Origin of the sequence: Chromohalobacter sp. 296-RDG (assembly GCF_029889885.1) — a bacterium.
Taxonomy (GTDB): Bacteria; Pseudomonadota; Gammaproteobacteria; order Pseudomonadales; family Halomonadaceae; genus Chromohalobacter.
The window spans coordinates 45,169-65,647 of record NZ_JARANY010000007.1 but is presented as its reverse complement, the minus strand read 5'-3'; the positions used below and the strand labels follow the sequence as shown (position 1 = coordinate 65,647).

Annotated in this window: 18 protein-coding genes, 1 other RNA gene and 1 pseudogene; 9 read left to right on the top strand and 11 right to left on the bottom strand. The window is 61.4% G+C overall.

The window, feature by feature from the left end; all coding sequences use genetic code 11:
• Positions 1-27: 27 nt before the first annotated feature.
• The 3 genes from carA to OP495_RS04825 form a co-directional block, all read right to left on the bottom strand.
• Entirely contained in the window at positions 28-1,185 is a 1,158-nt protein-coding gene (gene carA, locus OP495_RS04835) for a glutamine-hydrolyzing carbamoyl-phosphate synthase small subunit (RefSeq protein WP_280562612.1), read from the bottom strand.
• A 243-nt stretch (positions 1,186-1,428) separates the two neighbouring features.
• A complete protein-coding gene (gene dapB, locus OP495_RS04830; RefSeq protein ID WP_280567589.1) occupies positions 1,429-2,238 on the bottom strand; it encodes a 4-hydroxy-tetrahydrodipicolinate reductase in 810 nt (269 codons plus the stop codon).
• Positions 2,239-2,353: 115 nt separating this feature from the next.
• Positions 2,354-2,638, bottom strand: a complete 285-nt coding sequence (locus OP495_RS04825; protein ID WP_280562610.1) for a DUF2218 domain-containing protein — start codon at positions 2,636-2,638, stop codon at positions 2,354-2,356.
• A 272-nt stretch (positions 2,639-2,910) separates the two neighbouring features.
• Here OP495_RS04825 and OP495_RS04820 point away from each other — a divergent pair, with 272 nt between their 5' ends.
• The 3 genes from OP495_RS04820 to OP495_RS04810 are packed head-to-tail and all read left to right on the top strand — an operon-like array spanning position 2,911 to position 5,865.
• Entirely contained in the window at positions 2,911-4,038 is a 1,128-nt protein-coding gene (locus tag OP495_RS04820) for an ABC transporter substrate-binding protein (protein WP_280567587.1), read from the top strand.
• 1 nt (position 4,039) lies between these two features.
• Positions 4,040-5,122, top strand: a complete 1,083-nt coding sequence (locus OP495_RS04815) for an iron ABC transporter permease (protein WP_280562608.1) — start codon at positions 4,040-4,042, stop codon at positions 5,120-5,122.
• Positions 5,116-5,865 carry an ABC transporter ATP-binding protein gene (locus OP495_RS04810; RefSeq protein WP_280567585.1) on the top strand — a complete coding sequence of 250 codons (750 nt, stop codon included), beginning with the start codon at positions 5,116-5,118 and terminating at the stop codon, positions 5,863-5,865. Before OP495_RS04815 ends, OP495_RS04810 begins: the two co-directional genes overlap by 7 nt.
• Here OP495_RS04810 and OP495_RS04805 read toward each other — a convergent pair.
• The 4 genes from OP495_RS04805 to grpE form a co-directional block, all read right to left on the bottom strand.
• Positions 5,843-6,736, bottom strand: a complete 894-nt coding sequence (locus OP495_RS04805; RefSeq protein WP_280562606.1) for a DMT family transporter — start codon at positions 6,734-6,736, stop codon at positions 5,843-5,845. The two genes, OP495_RS04810 and OP495_RS04805, sit on opposite strands and share 23 nt — an antisense overlap.
• A gap of 187 nt (positions 6,737-6,923) precedes the next feature.
• Complete coding sequence (gene dnaJ / locus OP495_RS04800) at positions 6,924-8,063, bottom strand: molecular chaperone DnaJ (protein ID WP_280562605.1); 1,140 nt, start codon at positions 8,061-8,063, stop codon at positions 6,924-6,926.
• A gap of 90 nt (positions 8,064-8,153) precedes the next feature.
• The gene (gene dnaK, locus OP495_RS04795) at positions 8,154-10,088 is read right to left on the bottom strand and encodes a molecular chaperone DnaK (RefSeq protein ID WP_280567584.1); all 1,935 of its coding nucleotides are present in this window, start codon (positions 10,086-10,088) and stop codon (positions 8,154-8,156) included.
• A 130-nt stretch (positions 10,089-10,218) separates the two neighbouring features.
• Positions 10,219-10,851 carry a nucleotide exchange factor GrpE gene (gene grpE / locus OP495_RS04790; protein WP_280562603.1) on the bottom strand — a complete coding sequence of 211 codons (633 nt, stop codon included), beginning with the start codon at positions 10,849-10,851 and terminating at the stop codon, positions 10,219-10,221.
• Between the two features lie 185 nt (positions 10,852-11,036).
• Between grpE and recN the strand changes: the two genes are divergently transcribed.
• The gene (gene recN / locus OP495_RS04785) at positions 11,037-12,710 is read left to right on the top strand and encodes a DNA repair protein RecN (RefSeq protein WP_280567581.1); all 1,674 of its coding nucleotides are present in this window, start codon (positions 11,037-11,039) and stop codon (positions 12,708-12,710) included.
• Between the two features lie 107 nt (positions 12,711-12,817).
• Here recN and fur read toward each other — a convergent pair whose 3' ends face one another.
• A complete protein-coding gene (fur, locus tag OP495_RS04780) occupies positions 12,818-13,270 on the bottom strand; it encodes a ferric iron uptake transcriptional regulator (protein ID WP_280562601.1) in 453 nt (150 codons plus the stop codon).
• Positions 13,271-13,348: 78 nt separating this feature from the next.
• Here fur and OP495_RS04775 point away from each other — a divergent pair, with 78 nt between their 5' ends.
• Positions 13,349-13,780 (top strand): outer membrane protein assembly factor BamE, encoded by a 432-nt coding sequence (locus OP495_RS04775; protein ID WP_280562600.1) that lies wholly within the window; start codon positions 13,349-13,351, stop codon positions 13,778-13,780.
• A 16-nt stretch (positions 13,781-13,796) separates the two neighbouring features.
• Here the strand turns inward: OP495_RS04775 and OP495_RS04770 are convergent, their stop codons facing one another.
• Together OP495_RS04770 and OP495_RS04765 are read right to left on the bottom strand one after the other, a co-directional pair.
• Positions 13,797-14,114: an RnfH family protein gene (locus OP495_RS04770; RefSeq protein WP_280567579.1), complete on the bottom strand. Its 318-nt coding sequence runs from the start codon at positions 14,112-14,114 to the stop codon at positions 13,797-13,799.
• Positions 14,101-14,541, bottom strand: coding sequence for a type II toxin-antitoxin system RatA family toxin (locus tag OP495_RS04765; RefSeq protein WP_280567576.1), 441 nt, complete (start codon positions 14,539-14,541; stop codon positions 14,101-14,103). Before OP495_RS04765 ends, OP495_RS04770 begins: the two co-directional genes overlap by 14 nt.
• A 137-nt stretch (positions 14,542-14,678) precedes the next feature.
• Between OP495_RS04765 and smpB the strand changes: the two genes are divergently transcribed.
• Positions 14,679-15,152, top strand: a complete 474-nt coding sequence (gene smpB / locus OP495_RS04760; RefSeq protein ID WP_280562598.1) for an SsrA-binding protein SmpB — start codon at positions 14,679-14,681, stop codon at positions 15,150-15,152.
• 122 nt (positions 15,153-15,274) lie between these two features.
• Positions 15,275-15,654: a transfer-messenger RNA gene (gene ssrA / locus OP495_RS04755) on the top strand.
• A gap of 201 nt (positions 15,655-15,855) precedes the next feature.
• On the opposite strand, the pseudogene OP495_RS04750 reads toward ssrA, so the two are convergent.
• A pseudogene (locus OP495_RS04750) lies at positions 15,856-15,975 on the bottom strand (IS30 family transposase); the annotation flags it as partial.
• Positions 15,976-16,186: 211 nt separating this feature from the next.
• Here OP495_RS04750 and OP495_RS04745 point away from each other — a divergent pair.
• Both OP495_RS04745 and ybiO read left to right on the top strand, forming a co-directional pair.
• Positions 16,187-17,344 (top strand): cation diffusion facilitator family transporter, encoded by a 1,158-nt coding sequence (locus OP495_RS04745; RefSeq protein WP_280567574.1) that lies wholly within the window; start codon positions 16,187-16,189, stop codon positions 17,342-17,344.
• 685 nt (positions 17,345-18,029) lie between these two features.
• Positions 18,030-20,423 carry a mechanosensitive channel protein gene (gene ybiO / locus OP495_RS04740; RefSeq protein WP_280567572.1) on the top strand — a complete coding sequence of 798 codons (2,394 nt, stop codon included), beginning with the start codon at positions 18,030-18,032 and terminating at the stop codon, positions 20,421-20,423.
• Positions 20,424-20,479 lie beyond the last annotated feature (56 nt).

Below are 20,479 nucleotides of genomic sequence, written 5' to 3'. Positions count from 1 at the left end.
GCGCCTCCGATGTGCGGAGGCGCGGCCTTAGCGACGCGCTTGCATCAACGCGATGAAACGGTCGAATAGCGGCGCGACATCGCGCGGGCCGGGGCTGGCCTCGGGGTGCCCCTGAAAGCTGAACGCCGAGCAATCGGTACGTTCGATGCCCTGCAACGTGCCATCGAACAACGAACGGTGCGTGGCCCGTACATTGGCCGGCAGACTCGCCTCGTCGACCGCGAAGCCGTGATTCTGGCTGGTGATCATCACCCGGCCGGTGTCGAGATCCTCGACCGGATGGTTGGCACCATGATGGCCATTGTTCATCTTCATCGTGCGCGCCCCGGAGGCCAACCCCAGCAACTGATGTCCCAGACAGATGCCGAACAGCGGCACACCGGCGTCGATGACTTCGCGGATCGCCGCGATGGCGTAATCACAAGGCTCAGGATCGCCAGGCCCATTGGCCAGGAAGACACCATCGGGACTCATCGCCAGCACTTCGGCGGCCGAGGTCTGCGCCGGCACAACCGTCAGGCGGCAACCGCGCGAGGCCAGCATGCGCAGGATGTTGAACTTCGCCCCATAGTCGTACGCCACCACGTGGAAAGGGCGCTCAGCTTTGCCATCAGGGCCGGCCGCATCAGCGTAGCCGCTGCCCAGCGCCCATTCACCTTCGTTCCACTCGTAAGTGTCGCGACAGCTCACTTCCTTGGCGAGATCCATGCCTTTGAGGCCGGGAAAGGCACGCGCCGCGGCCAAGGCCCGCTCGACGGCATCCTCGCCCTCGGCCTCGCTACCCGCCAGGATCGCGCCGTTCTGCGCGCCCTTGTCGCGCAAAAGCCGCGTCAGGCGCCGTGTATCGATATCGGCGATGCCCAGCACGTTGGCACGCTTGAGGTACTCGTCGAGGCCCTCCTCACTGCGGAAGTTGCTGGCCATGAGCGGCAAATCGCGGATCACCAGACCGGCCGCCGCAATGGCGGCGGACTCGATGTCCTCGGCATTGACGCCGGTATTGCCGATGTGAGGGTAAGTGAGGGTAACGATCTGTCGCGTGTAGGAGGGGTCGGTAAGGATTTCCTGATAGCCAGTCATGGCTGTATTGAAAACCACCTCACCACTGGTTTGTCCATCGGCTCCGATGGCACTGCCATGAAATACGCTGCCGTCTTCCAAGGCCAATATCGCGGGTCTGATCAACGCAACGTCCTCCCCTTGTCATGCGCGCGTCTGGGCCGGGGCCGGCGTATCGCCGAGCCCCTCGTATTCAAGGAGCACTGAGAGTATTGACGACCGCTACTCGCGGGTCGTAAAAAAGCGGGACGAAACCTGAAAGAAGCCCGGTTTCATCCCGCCTTTTTGTCATTCGCTCGAATCCCTGTGGCCATCAATGCATTTACTTGGCCAAATTGGCTCGATTATACGCGATTTTCTGATCGCAGACTAGCCTTTAAGGCCTAGCACGTCCTGCATGTCGTAACGACCACTGTCGCGAGAGGCGACCCAGCGCGCCGCGCGCGCCGCCCCCTTGGCGAAGGTCATGCGGCTAGAGGCCTTGTGCGTGATCTCGATACGCTCGCCCTCGGTGGCAAACATCACGGTATGCTCACCGACGATGTCGCCGGCACGCACAGTAGCGAAACCGATTTCCTTGTCGCTGCGCGGGCCACACTGTCCCACACGCTCGAAGATGCCATCTGCCTTTAGGTCGCGATCCAGGGCCTTGGCCACGACCTCGCCCATCTTCAGCGCCGTGCCGGAGGGCGCATCGACCTTGTGGCGATGGTGCGCCTCGCTCACTTCGATATCGTAACCCTCGTCACCCAGCGCCTGAGCAGCAGTTTCCAACAGCTTGAGGGTGAGGTTGACGCCAACGCTCATGTTGGGCGCGAACACCATGGGAACACGGTCACGATAACTGTCGAGCTCGGCGAGCTCGGCGTCGGAGAGCCCCGTGGTGCCGATCACGATGGCCTTGCCGTGCTCGGCGCAAAACGCCAAATTCGCCAGCGTGACTCGAGGCGTGGTGAAGTCGATCAACACATCGAAGGCGTCGACGATGGCAGCGGGATCGTCCATGGCATTCACGCCCAGACGTCCGGCACCGGCGAGCTCGCCAAGGTCGGCACCGACTAGTGAGCTACCCGGCTCGACGATACCGCCCGCCAAGCTGGCCTCGGGATCCTTCTGTACGGCGTTGACCAGAGTGCGGCCCATGCGCCCGGCGACGCCGACGATGGCGATACGCGTCATGTGGACTCCTTGCGATTGCGTGTTGATGAATGCCGGGAGTATACCAAACCGCCCTGCGTTCCCGTCACACATAGAACATTGTGCCCAAAGTAGCGTGGATGCAGCCTATATCAGCTCAGGCGGGCTGCCACACGATATCGAGCGTCTCACGGCTAGCCATCCGTTTGAGATGCACCGCCACGACCTCTTCGAGGCTCTCGCGGGTTGTCGTATCTGCGGCTTCCAAGCGCAGGTGCAAAGCATCCGCCTCGGCGCGCATATGGCACACCCCGCCGTCGAACGTGACATGCCCCTGATGCTCGTCACGGGAAACGTCCAGCTTGTGCTGCCAGTGCTTGCACAGGCGATTGATATAGCGCGAACCGGATGTCGTCGTAACGACGGCGTGGGAAACAGGCATGAATACCTCCTAGCAGGATAACCACCCAATGGGCATGCCATTATGGCATGCGCCTTCGCCACTCACCGGCAACGCCCCGTTCGTCAACACGGGACTCGAAGCCCTCAGGCGATCGGTCTCGACATGGAGCGCTCCATCGCCCGCGACTCGACGCGCCCTCGCGATGCAGGCATACTGGCATCCAAATGCGAAAAGAAATGAGTCGCAAAAAGAGGCGCTATCGATTAGTATCTCCATCGTCTCCAAACCAGACACCCAATCCGACACCGCCCATGCCCACCCCACTATTGAAAGCCGCCGCCGGCGCAGTCCTCGCCCTCGCTGCCACGATCGCCCTGGCCGAAGAGATCACCGTCACTGACATCGCCGGCCGCCAGGTCACCGTCGACGCCCCCGTGAATCGCGTGATCCTCGGCGAGGGGCGCCAGATCTACCTGTTGGGCGCGCTGCAGCCGGAGAATCCGTTCGAGCACGTGGTGGGCTGGCGCGAGGACTTCTCCCAGGCCGACCCGGACAACTACGCCAGCTACGCGGCGAAGTTCCCCGAACTGGAAGACATCCCGACCTTCGGTGGCTTCAAGGACGGCACCTTCGACGTCGAGCAGGCCGCCGCGCTGCAGCCCGATGTGGTGCTGATGAACCTCGAGGCGAAGACCGCCACCGAGGATGCCGCCTACGACGACAAGCTGGCCCGGCTGGGCATCCCGATCGTCTACGTGGACTTCCGCGAGGCTCCGCTCGAGCACACCACGCCCTCCATGCGGCTGATGGGCGAGCTGCTCGGCGAACAGGAGGCGGCCGAGGCCTTCATCGACTTCTCCGAGACACAGATGGCGCGGGTCACCGAGACCATCGAGACCGCCGACCCCGCGCGCCCCAAGGTCTTCATCGACCGTGCCGGCGGCTACTCCGAGGAATGCTGCATGAGCTTCGGCCCGGGCAACTTCGGCGAGTACGTCGAGATCGCCGGCGGCAGCAACATCGCCGACGGTATCATTCCCAACACCTTCGGTACCCTGAACCCGGAGCAGATCATCGCCGCCAATCCCGACCAGGTCGTCGTTACCGGCGGCAACTGGAACGCCTATGTACCCGGCGGCGACTGGGTCGGCGTAGGACCGGGGGCCGACATGGACGCGGCCCGGACCAAGCTCCAGGCGCTGACCGAGCGCACCGCCATGACCGGCATAGAGGCCGTGGAGAACGACGACGTCCACGCCATCTGGCACCAGTTCTACAACAGCCCCTACTACTTCGTCGCCGTGCAGCGACTGGCCAAGTGGTTCCACCCGGAGCTGTTCGCCGATCTCGACCCCGAGGCCACCCTGCGCGAGCTGCACCAGCGCTTCCTGCCGGTGGACTACACGCCGGGCTACTGGGTCTCGCTGAAGGATGACTGACATGCACACCGGTACCGATACCCTGCCTTCCGAGCAGTCTGCAGCCGAAGAAGGCCGCACCTTCTATCGCACCCTGGTGGTCCGCCGCCAGCTGATCCTCGCCGCTCTGACCCTGGCGCTGTTCCTGAGCCTGTGCATCGACCTGGCGCTGGGGCCGGCCCGCTTCAGCCTGGGCGAAGTGATCACCGCGCTCTTCTCCCCGGATGACGTGAGCCAGCAGGCCCGCGTCATCCTGTGGGAGATCCGCATGCCGGTGGCGCTGATGGCCCTAGTGGTCGGCGCCAGCCTGTCGGTGGCCGGCGCCCAGATGCAGACCATCCTCAGCAATCCGCTGGCCAGCCCCTTCACCTTGGGGATCTCCGCCGGCGCCAGCTTCGGCGCCGCCCTGGCGCTGGCCTTCGGCGTGGTGATCGTGCCCGCGGCGATCGAGTACATGGTCCCGATCAACGCCTTCGTCATGGCCATGCTGACCGCCTTCGCGATCCATGCGCTGAGCATGCGGCGCGGGGTGACCATCGAGACCATCGTGCTGCTGGGTATCGCCATGGTCTTCATCTTCAACGCCCTGATGGCGCTGATCCAGTTCTTCGCCAGCCAGCAGGCCGTCTCCGCAGTGGTGTTCTGGACCATGGGCAGCCTGACCAAGGCCACCTGGCCCAAGCTATGGATCGCGCTCGGCGTGCTGGTCACGGTCATGCCACTGCTGGCTCGCCACGGCTGGGCCCTGACGGCCATGCGCCTCGGCGATGCCAAGGCCGAGAGCCTAGGCGTGAAGCTCCGCGCACTGCGCCTGGAGGTGCTGGTACTCGTCTCGCTGCTGGCCGCCATCGCCGTGGCCTTCGTCGGCACCATCGGCTTTATCGGCCTGGTCGGGCCACATATCGCCCGCCTGCTGCTGGGCGAGGATCAGCGCTTCTTCCTGCCCGGCTCAGCACTGTGCGGCGCGTTGATCCTATCCATCGGCTCGGTGCTGTCGAAGGTGCTGATCCCGGGCACCGTCATCCCCATCGGCATCATCACCTCGCTGGTCGGCATTCCTTTCTTCCTGTTCCTCGTTCTCAACAACAAGAAGGCCTCATGGTAACGCTCACGCTCGATCGCTTGTCAGCCCACTACGGCCGTCACCAGATCCTCTCCGAGGTCACCACGCCGACTTTCGCCGGCGGCCAGATGGTCGCTCTTCTCGGCCCCAACGCAGCGGGCAAATCGACGCTCTTCCGGCGCATTCTCGGGCTGCTCGACGGCGATGGCGAGGTGCATATCGAAGGCGCCACCTGCGAGCGCCCCATGGCCTACATGCCCCAGGAAACCGGGGTCAACGCAGTACTGACGGTCTACGAATCGGTGTTGCTGGCACGTATGCAGGGCCGGCGCCTGAATGTGAAGCCCGAGGATCTGGCCGAGGTGGATCGCGCCCTGGACGAGCTGGGCATTGTCGCGCTCGGCGAGCGCGACATCGGCGATCTGAGCGGCGGCCAGCGGCAGATGGTGGGCGCGGCCCAGGCGCTGGTGCAGAACCCTGAGGTGCTGCTGCTCGACGAGCCGACCTCGGCGCTGGACCTGCATCGGCAGATCCAGTTGCTGTCGATCCTGCGCCGACTGGCGAAGGACAGGGGCATGCTGGTGATTGCCGCGTTGCACGACCTGGGCCACGCGCTGCGCTTCACCGACCAGGCACTGGTACTGCAGGGCGGGACGCTGGTGGACTGCGGTCCGACCGAGGAGGTAGTCACCCCCGAGCTGCTGTATCGCGTCTATCACGTTACCGCACGCATCGAGCGCTGCTCGAAGGGACGGCCGCAGCTCATTGTCGAAGAGGCCGTCTGAGCCGCCGCCCCTCCAGCGCCGCCAGGGTCGCCCCGCCCAGTACCAGCGGCAGGGCCACCACAAAGCCGCTGGAGAGAGGCAGTCCGAAAATCAGCAGATCGGCCAGCACCGGCCAGATCAGCGCCACGTACTCGAAGGGTGCCAAGCGCGAGACCTCAGCGTAGCGTAGCGCCAGGGTCATGCAGATATGCGCGGCACCGCCGAACAATCCCGCCATCACCAGCAACGCCAACGTCTGCCCCGAGACCGCCATCCAGCCAAGCGGCAACGTGGCGAGCCCCGCCAGCGCCGTGACCAGCACGAAGTAGAAGGCAATGGACGCCGCCGTCTCGGTACGCGAGATACGCCGCACCGTCACCAGCGCGCCCGCCGTCAGCAGCGCGGCGAGAATACCCAGCGCGTAGCCCATCACCTGCCCCCGGGACTCGCCCAGATCGGGCATCACCAGCGCTGCCACGCCCATCAGCACCAGCGCGAAGGCCGCCGCACGGTGCAGGGTGAAGCGCTCACCAAGCAGCAACACGCCGCCCACCGCCATGGCCACCGGCGACAGCTGGGCCAGCAGCGTCGCCTCGGCCACCGGCAGCCGCGCCACCGCAGCGAAGGAAGCGAACATCGCCGCCGCTCCCAACCCCGAGCGCACCAGATGCCCCAACGGCTTGCGCGTCGCCAGCGCCCGGGGAAATTCCCGCCGCCAGGTCATGAAGATCACGATCGGCAGCAGCGCGAAGGCCGAGCGGAAGAACACGGTCTGCCCCAGCGGCACCTGCGTGCTCACCGCCTTGACGCACACCATCATCCCCGTGAAGAGAATGCCCGACAGCAGCCGAAGCACGATGCCGGCCAGCGGCCGATCCGCGACGTTATTCATGAGCGTCCTCGAGCGTCTTTCAAGCGAGCCGGGCGCGACGATTCACGGGCCCTGGAGATACGATCATGATATCACTGCGGATGGGAACAGTTCTCGTATCGGATCGAAATTCTGCGGGAAGTGACACGACGAGGCCCCGCCTCCTTGCGGAGCGCGGGGCCTCGAGCATGCCATCGAGAACGCGGCTTTACGGCTTCATGTCCTCGAAGAACTTCTTCACGCCATCGAAGAAGTTGCTTTTCTTTGGCGAGTGATGGCTGTTGCTGCCATCCAGGCTTTCCTGGAAGCGGCGCAGCAAGTCCTTCTGTTCTTCGCTCAAGTCGACCGGCGTTTCCACCACGACCTTGCAAAGCAGATCGCCAGGCGGGCCGCCACGGACCGGTTTGACGCCCTTGCCCTTGAGCCGGAACATTTTACCGGTCTGGGTCTCCGGCGGAATCTTCAGCTTGATCCGGCCGTCCAGGGTCGGCACTTCCAGTTCACCGCCAAGCGTCGCATCGATGAAGTTGATCGGCACGTCACACAGCAGGTGGCGACCGTCACGCTCGAAGATCGGGTGCGGCTTGATTGCCGCCTGCACGTAAAGATCACCCGGCGGCCCACCGTTGAGCCCCGACTCACCTTCGTGGTTGAGACGAATCCGATCACCGGTATCGACCCCGGCGGGGATTTTCACCGACAAGGTCCGCGTTTCGCGCACGCGCCCTTCGCCATGACACTTGCGGCACGGCACCTTGATGCTCTGACCGGCGCCATGACAGGTTGGGCAGGTCTGCTGCACGGCGAAGAAGCCTTGCTGCATGCGCACCTGACCCTGACCGTGACAGGTTGGGCAGGTCTCTTTGCTGGAGCCCGGCTCGGCGCCATCGCCATCGCAATGCTCACACGCGACGTGACGCGGCACGCGAATGTCGACCGTGGTACCGGCAACGGCGTCCTCGAGATCGACCTCAAGGTTGTAGCGCAGATCGGCACCACGCTGCGGCGCATTGGGGTTGCGACGACCGCCGCCCCCAAAGATATCGCCGAACACATCGCCGAAGATATCGCTGAAGCCGCCTGCACCGGCGCCACCGCCGCCGAAGCCGCCGCCACCTTGGCCATCAACGCCGTCGTGGCCGAACTGGTCATAGGCAGCACGCTTTTCTTCATCGGCGAGGACTTCATAAGCATCGGAGACTTCGCGGAACTTCTCCGCCGAGGTGTCGTCATCCGGGTTGCGATCCGGATGGTACTTCTGGGCGAGTCGACGGTAAGCTTTTTTGATCTCTTTCTGATCAGCTCCCCGCTCGATGCCCAATACTTCGTAATAGTCACGTTTGGACATGGATGGTCCGCCTCCGTGTCGGCGCTGCGCAAACAGCAACGCGGGAGAGCATCCCCCGCGCTGCCATCATGCGAGCATCAGACGTCGTGGTTACTGCTTTTTCTGGTCGTCGTTGACTTCCTCGTACTCGGCGTCAACCACATCGTCTTCTTTCTTCTGGGCGCCGTCGTCGGCTTGTTGCTCGCCGCCCTCAGCGCTCGCATCGCCTTGTTCGGCGTACATCTTCTGCGCCAGATTGCCGGAGGCTTCGGTCAGCGCGTCGAGCTTGGCCTGGATATGCTCCTGGTCATCGCCCTTAGTCGCTTCTTCGAGCTCGCTGATCGCGGTCTCGATCTGCTCTTTCTCGCTGGCCTCGACCTTGTCGCCGGCTTCTTCGAGGGTCTTGCGCGCGGCGTGGACCATGCCATCGGCCTGGTTACGCAGCTGTACCAGTTCCTCGAACTTCTTGTCCTCGGCCTCATGCGCCTCGGCGTCCTCGACCATCTGATCGATCTCTTCGTCGGAAAGACCGCCGGAGGCCTGGATGACGATGGACTGTTCCTTGCCAGTCGCCTTGTCCTTGGCGGAGACGTTGAGGATGCCGTTGGCGTCCAGATCGAATGCAACTTCGATCTGCGGCACGCCACGCGGTGCCGGCGGGATATCGGCCAGATCGAAGCGACCCAGTGACTTGTTGCCGTTGGACTGCTTGCGCTCACCCTGCTGCACGTGAATGGTCACGGCCGTCTGGTTATCATCCGCCGTCGAGAAGGTTTGAGTCTTCTTGGTCGGGATGGTGGTGTTCTTCTCGATCAGCGGCGTCATCACGCCACCCAGAGTTTCGATGCCCAGGGTCAACGGCGTGACGTCGAGCAGCAGCACATCCTTGACGTCGCCGCCCAGTACGCCGCCCTGGATTGCCGCGCCCACGGCCACGGCTTCATCCGGGTTGACGTCCTTGCGAGCGTCCTTGCCGAAGAATTCAGCCACCTTGGACTGCACCAGCGGCGTGCGCGTCTGGCCGCCGACCAGAATCACATCGTCGATCTCGGACGCAGACAGGCCAGCGTCGCTCAGCGCGGTCTTGCATGGCCCCAGCGACCGCTTGACCAGGTCTTCGACCAGCGACTCGAGCTTGGCCCGTGTAATCTTGACATTGAGGTGCTTGGGCCCAGTGTTATCGGCGGTGATGTACGGCAGATTGACCTCGGTCTGCTGCGCGCTGGACAGCTCGATCTTGGCCTTCTCGGCAGCTTCCTTGAGGCGCTGCATGGCCAGATTGTCGCCGGACAGGTCGATGCCACTGTCGGACTTGAACTGGTCGACCAGATAGTTGATCAACGCCAGATCGAAGTCTTCGCCACCCAGGAAGGTGTCACCGTTGGTGGCCAACACTTCGAACTGGGTCTCGCCATCGACATCGGCCACTTCGATAATGGAGATATCGAAGGTACCGCCGCCCAAGTCATAGACAGCGATGGTCTTGTCGCCACGCGACTTGTCCATGCCATAGGCCAGCGCCGCCGCCGTCGGCTCGTTGATGATGCGCTTGACTTCGAGACCAGCGATGCGACCGGCATCCTTGGTGGCCTGACGCTGGCTGTCGTTGAAGTACGCCGGCACGGTGACCACCGCGTCGGTGACTTCTTCCCCGAGATAGTCCTCGGCGGTCTTCTTCATCTTCTTCAGGACTTCCGCACTGACCTGCGGTGGAGCCAGCTTGCTGCCCTTGACCTCGACCCAAGCGTCGCCATTATCGGCCTCGGTGATAGCATAAGGCACCATCTTGATGTCTTTCTGGACGACATCGTCCTTGAACTTGCGGCCGATCAGGCGCTTGATCGCATACAGCGTGTTGCTGGGGTTGGTCACGGCCTGGCGCTTGGCAGCCTGGCCGACCAGCGTCTCACCATCGTCGGTGTAGGCGATGATGGAGGGCGTGGTACGTGTACCTTCCGCGTTTTCGATCACCTTCGCGTCGCCGCCGTCCAGGATGGCAACACAGGAGTTGGTGGTCCCCAAATCAATACCGATGATGCGTCCCATTGGAATACCTCAAAATCGTTGCTTGACTGTTTCGTGTTCGTCGGCGGCATTGCCGCCTCGTTGTTCGTCTATTTGGGGGGTGGGGTCACGCCTTTCAAGGGTATCGACGTCACATCCCTCCCCTGCCACATCAATTGGCGGCTTGGCTGACGACTACCATCGCCGGACGTACCAGACGTCCATTTAACAAATACCCCTTTTGCATGACTTCGATCACGGTGTTGGGCTCAACTTCAGGGTTGGGCGCCATGGTCATGGCTTCATGCACCTGCGGGTCGAACGGCTCACCTTGCGGATCGACAGCTTCCACGCCGAACTTGTTAAGCACGTCGAGCTGCAGCTTCAGGGTCATCGAGACCCCTTCGCGATGCACCTCGCTAGCGCCTTCCTGCATCGACTCCAAAGCCTTTTCCAGGCTGTCGATCACCGGCAGCAGTTCCTTGACGAATTTCTCCAGGGCGAACTTGCGTGCCTTTTCGACATCCTGCTCGGCGCGGCGACGCACGTTCTGCGCTTCGGCAGCGGCACGCGCTGCCTGATCCTTGGACTCCGTCAAGGCTTGCTCCAATTCTTCGACACGCACAGCCAGCGCGTCGGCTTCCGGGTTTTCGAGCGCCTCGGCACCGGCCTCACTGGCCTCGACATCCTCGACGACACCTTCGAGTTCGGTATCGTCTCCAGTGGTGTCGTCCGGCTGGGGTTCGGCATCACGCTCAGCGCGAGCCAGCTCTTCCTCGGTCGGGGTCTGCGGGTCTTTGGCCATGAGTTTCTCCTGACAGCTGGCGCGGCCCGAAGCCGCATCTAATAAGCGATTGCCTCCTATATGGGGATGAGATGAACGATCTCAAGCCACCCATACCGCTTGCGATGACTGGTAATTGAAGCCCTCACCCAACTACTGTATAAACACACAGAGATCAGCTTCGTTTCCGACACCCGGAGGTTTTCATGCTGATACAGCTTGCCATTCGCGACTACGCCATCGTCGAGCGCCTCGATCTAGACCTGCACGACGGTATGACGGCCATCACCGGTGAGACCGGCGCCGGCAAATCGATCATGCTCGGCGCCCTCGGACTATGCCTGGGAGAGCGCGCCGACGTGGGCAGCGTGCGCCACGGCTGTGAACGCGCGGATATCAGTGCGCGCTTCGAAATCGCCCAGCTCGCCGACGCCCGTGCCTGGCTCGCCGAACGAGAACTACCGCAAGACGAGTGCTTGCTGCGGCGCGTCGTCACCGCCTCGGGGCGCTCCAAGGCCTGGATCAACGGCCAACCGGTCACGGTGAGCGACCTGAGAACGCTCGGCGAGCACCTCATCGAGGTCCACAGCCAACACGCCCATCAAGCGCTCTTGCGCGAAGAAACTCACTTGCGCTTGCTCGACACCTATGCCGGCCAGACCGAGGCTGTGGCGACCCTTGGCGAGCACTTTCATCATTGGCGGGCACGCCACCGGCGACTGCGCGAGCTGCAAGAAAGTGGCAATGAAGTGCAGGCACGGCGTCAGCTACTGCGTTACCAGGTCGAGGAGTTGGATCAACTGGCGCTCGCCGAAGGCGAGCTCGAGACGCTGGAGGACGAACAAACCCAACTGGCCAACCTTGAGGAAGTCCTGGGGGACGCCCAGTTCGCCGCCGACTGTTGCGATCAGGACGAGCACGGAGCGCTTTCATTACTGCATCACGCCAACGCCCGCCTGGGAAGCGCCCCCGAAAAGACCCAACGCCAGCTTGCAGACGCCCTGGCCATGCTGGGCGAAGCGCAAATACAAATCGAGGAAGCGGCACGCGAACTACATCGCTTCGTCGACACCACCGAGCTCGATCCTCAACGACTGACGGAGGTCGATGCCCGCCTCGGCGAAGTGCATCGCATCGCACGCAAGCATCATGTCATGCCCGAGGAATTGCGCGACCTGCATCAGCGCCTGAGCGACGAACTGGCGAGTCTCGAAGGTGGTGAACATGACCTGGAAGCACTCACCGAAGAAGTGGAGCAGATCCGCGACACCTACAGACAGCAGGCACGTGCAGTCAGCGAAGCCCGCCTCGAGGCGGCACGCACCTTCGGCGAGGCCGTGCAGGCCCAACTGGCCTTCCTGGGACTGGGCAAAGCGACTTTCGAGGTTGCCATTTCGCCGCGCGAGACACCTCAGACCGAAGGGATCGACCAAGTCCGCTTCATGATCAGTGCCAACCCCGGTCAGCCAGCACGCCCCTTGAACAAGGTCGCCTCTGGCGGTGAGTTGTCGCGCATCAGTCTGGCGATCCAGGTCGTCGCCGCGCAGCACAGCACCGTGCCCAGCATGGTCTTCGACGAAGTCGATGTCGGCATTTCCGGCGCCACCGCCGAGATCGTCGGCCAATTGCTGCGCCGCCTCGGCGCACAAGGGCAGATCCTCACCGTAACGCACCGGCCGCAAGTCGCAGCCCAGGCGCACCACCACCTGCATATCGAGAAGCGCGCCGAGCGCGACACCACACTGACGCACATGGCGTTGCTCGACGACGCCGGCCGCGTACGCGAACTGGCCCGCATGCTCGGCGGCGTCAAACTATCCGACCGTACACTGGCGCACGCTCGCGAAATGCTCGACGCCAGCCAGCACGCCCAGCATTGAGCTAACCTGGCTCCAGCCCTATAGTCGTCCTCAATGATGAGGGGTACGAAACGACGAAACCGGCCATGAAGGCCGGTTTCGTCATTGGTGTACGCTAACTGCTCGGACTACTTCTTGCCAGGCCCCGAGCCTTCTTGACGCGTCACGCTAGAACCCTTGGGGCGTACGTACAGCACCAGCGCATGGTCGACGAGTTCGAAGCCGTGCTCCTCGGCGATCTCGCGTTGACGCCGCTCGATGGTGTCGTCGAAGAATTCGATAATCTCGCCGCTTTCCAGGCACACCATATGATCGTGATGCTCTTCCTGCGACAATTCGAACACGGCATGCCCGCCATCGAAATTGTGACGAATCACCAGCCCCGCCGTCTCGAACTGGGTCAAGACACGATACACAGTTGCCAGACCGACATCGTCACCTGCGTCGAGCAGAGCCTTATAGACATCTTCGGCGCTCAGATGGTGTTGGTCCTGCGTACTTTCGAGAATTTGCAGGATCTTGACACGCGGCAAGGTGACTTTTAGCCCCGCCTTGCGCAGTTCCTGGTTCTGATCGGCCATGGTTGCGGTTGCTCTTCGCAGTATCGTGGTAGGTCAGGTATGATCAATCCACGCAACGATAGTGAATGATAGGCGCAAATGCAAAACTTGATTAAAACAGTCACCTTTTCCGTCGCCCTGGTGCTCGTCAGCGGGTGCAGCTACGTAGGCGTTTACAAACGCGACCTGGCGCAGGGCAATCTCATCACCAAGGACATGGTCTCGCAACTCGAGACTGGCATGACCAAGGAGCAGGTGCGCTATGTAATGGGCAGCCCCTTGCTGCAAGGCCCGTTCGACAAGAATCGCTGGGACTACGTCTTCTACCTCGACGAAGCCTATGGCGATGTGGAAGAAAAACATGTGACGTTGACCTTCCAGAACGACAAGCTGGCCGACATCGAGCGTGAAGGCGACATTGAGGATAATGTCGACATCTCGACTCAGAGTGGCCCCGGCCCGGCAGTGGAAGGTTCCGGGCCAGGCGACGTCGCTCCCGCAGCGGGCCCCAGTTACGCTCCGGAAGAGTAAGCGCGTCACGCTATGCTCAGTCGCCTCCCCGAGCCCGCGCCAAACGCGCTTGCTTGGGGTCGACCGCCAATGGACGATAGACCTCGACGCGATCCCCTTCCACTAGCGTATGTCGTTCCGGTTCGCGCAATGCCTGCCCGTAGATTCCTAGTGGCGCATGACGGAAGAAGTCTGTCCCGCGTTCGGGGAACAGGGTCGGCAAGTCAGCCATCGCGACCACGTCGCGCGCTGAAGTCCCTGAGGGCACCGTGAGCGCGACGATATGCTGGCGATGAGGTTCCGCGAAGGCGACCTCAACGTTGATGTGCGTTTGCGCGATGTCACTGGTGACCATAAAGCGCATCCGCGCGACGCGTGAACGCGTCGACCAACTGGCCGGCAACTTGTTGAAAAAACTTGCCAAACGCCATTCCCAAAAGGCGATTGGAAAATTCAAACTCCATTTCCAGGCTCACCCGACAGGCCGACTCGCCCATCGGCGTGAAAAGCCAGCGGCCATTGAGACGTTTGAAAGGCCCCTCGGCCAAGGACAGCTCAATGCGCTCATAGGGATAGAGGTCGTTACGCGTGGCCAAGGTCTGTTCCACGTTCCCTTTACCCAAAGTCATTTCACCTATTAGATAGCGCCCCTCTTCGTGCTCGATGACCCGTGCACGACGGCATCCCGGCAAGAATTTAGGATAACTCTCGAAATCGTTGACCAGATCGAACATCGCCTTGCATGAATGTCTTACCAAGGCGGACCGGTTGACCGTAGGCATTCATCACTCCGCTGACTTTGTTGCGCCGTGCGCGTATGATGGAAGGTTAACATCAAGTCCTTGAATGATATCACGCCTTCCCCCATGTCATGGGGCTAGCAGATTCGGCGCATAGTGCATAGTAATGTAGAGGTTCCATGGCCAAGAAAAAGGGCAATATCGGCTCGAGCACCATCGCGCAAAACAAGAAGGCTCGCTTCGAATACCATATCGACGAGACCTTCGAGGCCGGCTTATCGCTGGCCGGATGGGAAATCAAAAGCCTGCGCGCCGGCAAGGCGCAGCTCACCGATACCTACATCCTGATCAAGAATGGCGAGGCATGGCTACTGGGCAGTCATATCACGCCACTCAACACCGTGAGTACGCATGTGGTGGCGGATCCCTCGCGGACACGCAAATTACTGCTGCATCGCAAGGAGATTGCCAAGATCTTCTCGCGCACCCAGAATAAGGGACACACCTGCGTGCCGCTGAAACTGTACTGGAAGAAAAACCTCGTCAAATGCGAGCTCGCGCTAGTACGCGGCAAGAAGATGCATGACAAGCGCGCCACGGAAAAAGCCCGCGACTGGGACCGTGAAAAGGCCCGCATCATGCGTGCTCACTAAACGCAGTAAGAGCGCATCGAGAAAGGCTCATCAAGAAAGAAGCGCCTGGCAACAAAAAACCGTCGCGACGGAGTTGAACTAGCCTCGGGCGTCCCAACCTGTTAAACTGCAGAAACGCTTACGGGGGCGACATGGCTTCGACGCCGGTGACAATCCCTGAGGTGCATGCCGAGAGCGTAACGTATCTCGTAAATCCAACGTTACGATAAAATAGTCGCAAACGACGACAACTACGCTCAGGGCGCGCTAGCAGCGTAACAACTGCTAGCTTCTAGTCCGGCCCGGAGGTGATGTGCCCATTCATCACCGATGGGATACGAGCTCAGACTGATGGGATCGCGGCTGGCTTTGTCCTCGCGTCAGCCGCTAAAACTTAGAGGAATCGCGTCGCTGGATCCTGCCCGTCGGAGCCAGAGGCGCTAAACTAAAAGACGGACCTAAGCATGTAGAGCCGATGGGTGAGTGTCGGCGGACGGGGGTTCAATTCCCCCCGCCTCCACCAAACACCGTTAAAAATCAAGCACCTACGGGTGCTTTTTTTCTTGTTTATAGGCCTGAAACGGCCTGTTTTTGCCTTGCCGGGGTCTCGTGTGACAGCGAGGCGCTTGTCGTTTTTGATAACCACTCACCCGCTTACCATTCCTACCACTGAAATGGAAAGGCGAATGCAGTTCCTGAGTGCAACAGATCAATGTAGCGAACCCGATGCGCCATTCATTTTGGCCAGAATCAGGTAGCCGGTGCTGAGCTCGACTAGAGTGCCAACGGCGGAGGCGTTGTTCATGCCCTTGATCAGACCGCCCTCCCAATGGCCCGGCATCACCACGCCATTATGAGCGTTCAGCATCTCCTTGCCACTCACCACGGCGTCGATGGTGGTGCCATGGAGGCCGATCTCGCTAACCCAACACCTGCCAACCAATCAATGGTGATACGTCTTCCAAGTCGCTGCCTTGTACCAATCTGTACCTTTTCGGTACCATTTCCTGCCATCTCATGGTGACCTGCACCATGAAACGCCTCAGGGAACGTTCATGCAGACCAATTTCGCGAAGCATCAGGCGACTCGACGCGTTACTTGCCTGTCCGCGGCGGTCAACGCCCTGCTGGGAGTGGCCAAGATCCTGGTCGGTTGGATCGTCGGCTCCGCTGCCTTAGTCGCCGACGGCATCCACTCTTTCTCTGACTTGGTGACCGACGGCTTTGTGCTTGCCGCATCTCACTATGGCCATCAGGGACCTGATCACGATCACCACTACGGCCACGGTCGTATCGAGACCTTGGCCACACTGTTCTTGGGCAGCATGCTGATCTTCGTCGCCGGTGGTATCGCTTGGTCGAGCCTCGAGCGCCTCATCTTTTCCGCCGAGATCCCGCCGCCCGGCTATTGGGCAATTCTGTTGACCGCTCTGGCGCTGCTATCCAAGGAGTGGCTCTTCCACCTGACTCGCCGGGTGGCACGGCGCATCGTCTCGAAGATGCTCGAGGCCAACGCCTGGCACCACCGCAGTGACGTACTCTCTACCAGCGTGGTGATGGTCGCCTTGGTTGGCAGCCAGTTCGGCGCTACCTGGATCGATACCGTTGCAGCAGTGATCGTCGGCCTGATGGTCGGCAAGGTGGGCTGGGATCTTCTGTGGGAGTCGGGCCGTGAGTTGGTGGATACCGCTCTGCCGGTGGCCACCCAGGAGAAGATGCGCCAGGTGGCGATAAGCGTGGCCGGCGTCGAAGGCATCCACGAGTTGCGTACCCGCCAGTCTGCCGGTCACACCATGCTCGACCTGCACGTGGTGGTGTCGCCGCGGATCAGCGTTTCCGAAGGCCACGAGATCGGCAACGAGGTGAGCCGCCGCCTGCGTAACGCTTTTCCCGCTCTCACCGACCTCACCTTCCATATCGATCCCGAGGACGACGCTGGTGAAGACGAGCCTAGCCGCTTCCCAGGTCTGCCACTGCGCCCCGAAGTCGAGACTGCCCTAACGGCGTGTTGGCGGCAGCTGGACGTCTGGGCGGCGATTCGCGAGATGGAGCTGCACTACCTGGAGGGGGCTGTCACGGTGGTGGTCTGTCTGGATGAACAGTCGCCCTTTGATAGCAACGCCGTGGCCCGACGCCTGGAGGGCTGTGCCCAGAACATTGACTGGCTTTCCCACGTCGAAGTGCGGCGCCTGGCAGATACACGATACGCCTGATGACAGGTGAAAAACGCTAATATCTCCATTTCTGTCACTGTTAGGCAGATAATCTGCTGAGCGCGGCTTATCTTGGTTCCTGCATGGCATCCAGCTGCCCTTTCATGCTGGCCGTCTGCTCGGCGGCTTCCACACGCTGCTGTGCCTGCTCCCGCGTCTGTTGTAGTTCTTGCCGGTGTACCGCCTGATCATCCTGACGGGCTTGCTGTACGTCGTCCGCTACCTTTTTCGTTGTCAGGCCCGAATGATATTGGCCATAAGCGGAGCGTTACGACTCTGGCGGCCACTTCTGGACCATGCCCTTATGTTCCTCGACTCACTGCTTGGCGTTTTCGTCGGGGTCGGATTTTTCTGCCTAGTTCATCAGCATGACTTCAAGCATGCCGAGAAGAGGTATGCGATGCAACTCGAAACGCCGCCGTGCATGAGACAACATCAACTGACCATGCATTGCTAAATCATTAAGCAGCAAAGATTCGTACAAGTATGGTACAAAAAAATACGAAGCCGTTATCATCATGCCAGCGATGGATTATATGCCTTCGTGACGCCTAGCCGTCAAAACGCTGCATGCATCGCTCGACGCTCGGCAATGAGCCACCTAGTGTTAGTATTGCCAGGCAAACTCATCATAAACGATGTGGCTGCATGCCACTCAGTTCATTCCATACAAGGAGGTTACCGCGTGCCGACTCTACGCCTCGATACGTGGCTCAGCCGCTGGTTGTTGCTGTGTCTGCTTTTCGTGATGGCGCCGGCCCTGGCTCAACAGGACACAACGCCCGCGAACGGCGACACCCCTGCCTATTCGAGCCTGGCCGACATGCTCGAAAACGAGCAGACACGCCAGACGATCATCGACCAACTACGCACCCAGGCGGCTCAGGAAGACGCTCTGGGCGTCGCAGGCGCATCCTCTCCCGCAGAAATCGCCGAGGAGGCGCCCAGCGGTCAGACGGCCGAAGAGGTTTCCTTTCCTCGCCGCCTAGCCGATGCCACCAGCCATATAGCAGGCGATCTCGGCGCTCAGTTCAAGGGCCTGGCCGCGGCCGTGGGTGGCTTGTTCAGCAGTAGCAACGCGAGCGCCAGCGGGCCGGGCTTCGATACCGGCGCGTTCCTGATTGCCACGCTCAACTTCGCGCTGGTGGTCATCGGGGCGTTCGTTGCGTTGTTCGTCCTGCGACGTATCGCGTCGCCGCTATTCCGCAAGCTTAGCCAATGGTCATCGCAGCGTACCGGGAAAAGCGCCTTGCTGCGCACTCTTGTCGCAGTCGTGCTAGCCGCTATCGTAGATGTAGCCGTCGTCATACTGGCCTATGTCGTCGGCAATCTAGTAGCGACCTTCGCTATCGGCGAGGCGGGCAGCATGGAGACGCGTTTCTCGCTGTTGCTGAACGCGTTCTTGATGATCGAGCTGTTCAAGGCTGCGCTGCGCATGCTGTTCTCATCGCATTATGATGGCCTGCGCTTGATGCCTATCGCCTCGCCACAGGCTTCGTACTGCAATCGATTCCTCGCACGCCTGGCCGGCTTCATCGGTTATGGCATGCTGGTGGTCGTGCCCATCATCAATTACAACCTGTCACCGGCACTCGGCCAGGGACTCGGCACGCTGATCATGCTGCTGGCGCTGATCTACGCCGCCACGGTGATCCTCCAACACCGCATACCGCTACGCGATGTCCTGATGCAACGCGCCGATAATGCCGACATGAGCGCCACGCGCTTCGTGCTGCGTCTGTTGGGACGCACCTGGCACCTCCTGGCCTTGGCCTACGCACTGGTGGTGTTCGCCGTCACCGTGCTGCATCCGCAGACGGCACTGCCTTTTGTATTACTGGCCACCCTCAAGACCGTTATCATCATCGGCATCGGCATGCTGGTATCGGGCGTCTTCACTCAGTTGATCGGCCGCCGCATTCGCCTTTCCGGGGATATCCAGCGTCGCCTGCCCCTGCTGGAAACACGAATCAACGCTTATGTACCGACTGCCCTCAAGGTAATCCGTGCAATTATCTTGATCGTCGTGGCAATGTGCGTGCTCAGCGCCTGGCAGGTCTTCGACATGGCCGCCTGGTATGCCTCCGAGGCCGGAGCACATGCCGTTGACACCACGCTGAATGTGATCATCATCCTGCTAGTGGCCATCGCCGCCTGGATCGGCCTCGCTAGCCTGATCGAGCACCGCTTGAATGCAGATGCCGGTGCCGGTGAGCCTTCGGCCCGCGCCAAGACACTGCTTTCCCTGTTCCGCAACGCCCTGGCGATCGCCTTGATCATCATGACGGCGATGATCATATTGGCGGAAATCGGCATCAATATCGGCCCGCTGATCGCCGGTGCCGGGGTTCTCGGCCTAGCCATCGGCTTCGGTTCGCAAAAGCTGGTACAGGATGTCATCACCGGGGTCTTCATCCAGTTGGAAAACGCCATGAACACCGGCGATGTCGTCACCGTAGGCGGCACCACCGGGACGGCGGAACGTGTCAGCATTCGCTCGGTGGGTATTCGCGATCTCTCGGGCACCTACCACATCGTGCCGTTCTCCTCGGTGGACACCGTCTCCAACTACATGCGCGAATTCGGTAACCACGTCGGCGAATACGGTATCGCCTACCGCGAGAACATCGATGATGCCATCGAGCAGTTGCAGGCCGCCTTCGAGGCTCTCAAGGAAAGCGAGCATGGCTACAAGCTACTCGAGCCGCTCAGCGTGGCAGGTGTGATCGCGCTGGCCGACAGTTCTGTCAACATCCGCGTGATCATCAAGACCACGCCGGGCGATCAGTGGGCCGTGGGCCGTGCCTACAACCGCTTGGTCAAGATGTACTTCGACGCTGCCGGCATCGAGATTCCGTTCCCGCACACCACGCTCTATTTCGGACAGGAAAAGGACGGCAACGCACCGCCCGCCAACCTGCGCCTCATGCAGCAGGCCTTCAATATCGACGGCAGCCCTGCCGGTCAGCCTAAGGCCCGAGACATTACAGCTGAGGCAGCGCAGACGTCCGAAGCGACCTCCCAACGGCATTCTCAGCCGGACCGTGACAATGATCCCGATCCGGATGAGAGTAGCTGACCTTTCCTCAACCTCGACGCAAAAGGGCCGCCCCATCCGGGGCGGCCCTTTTTTGT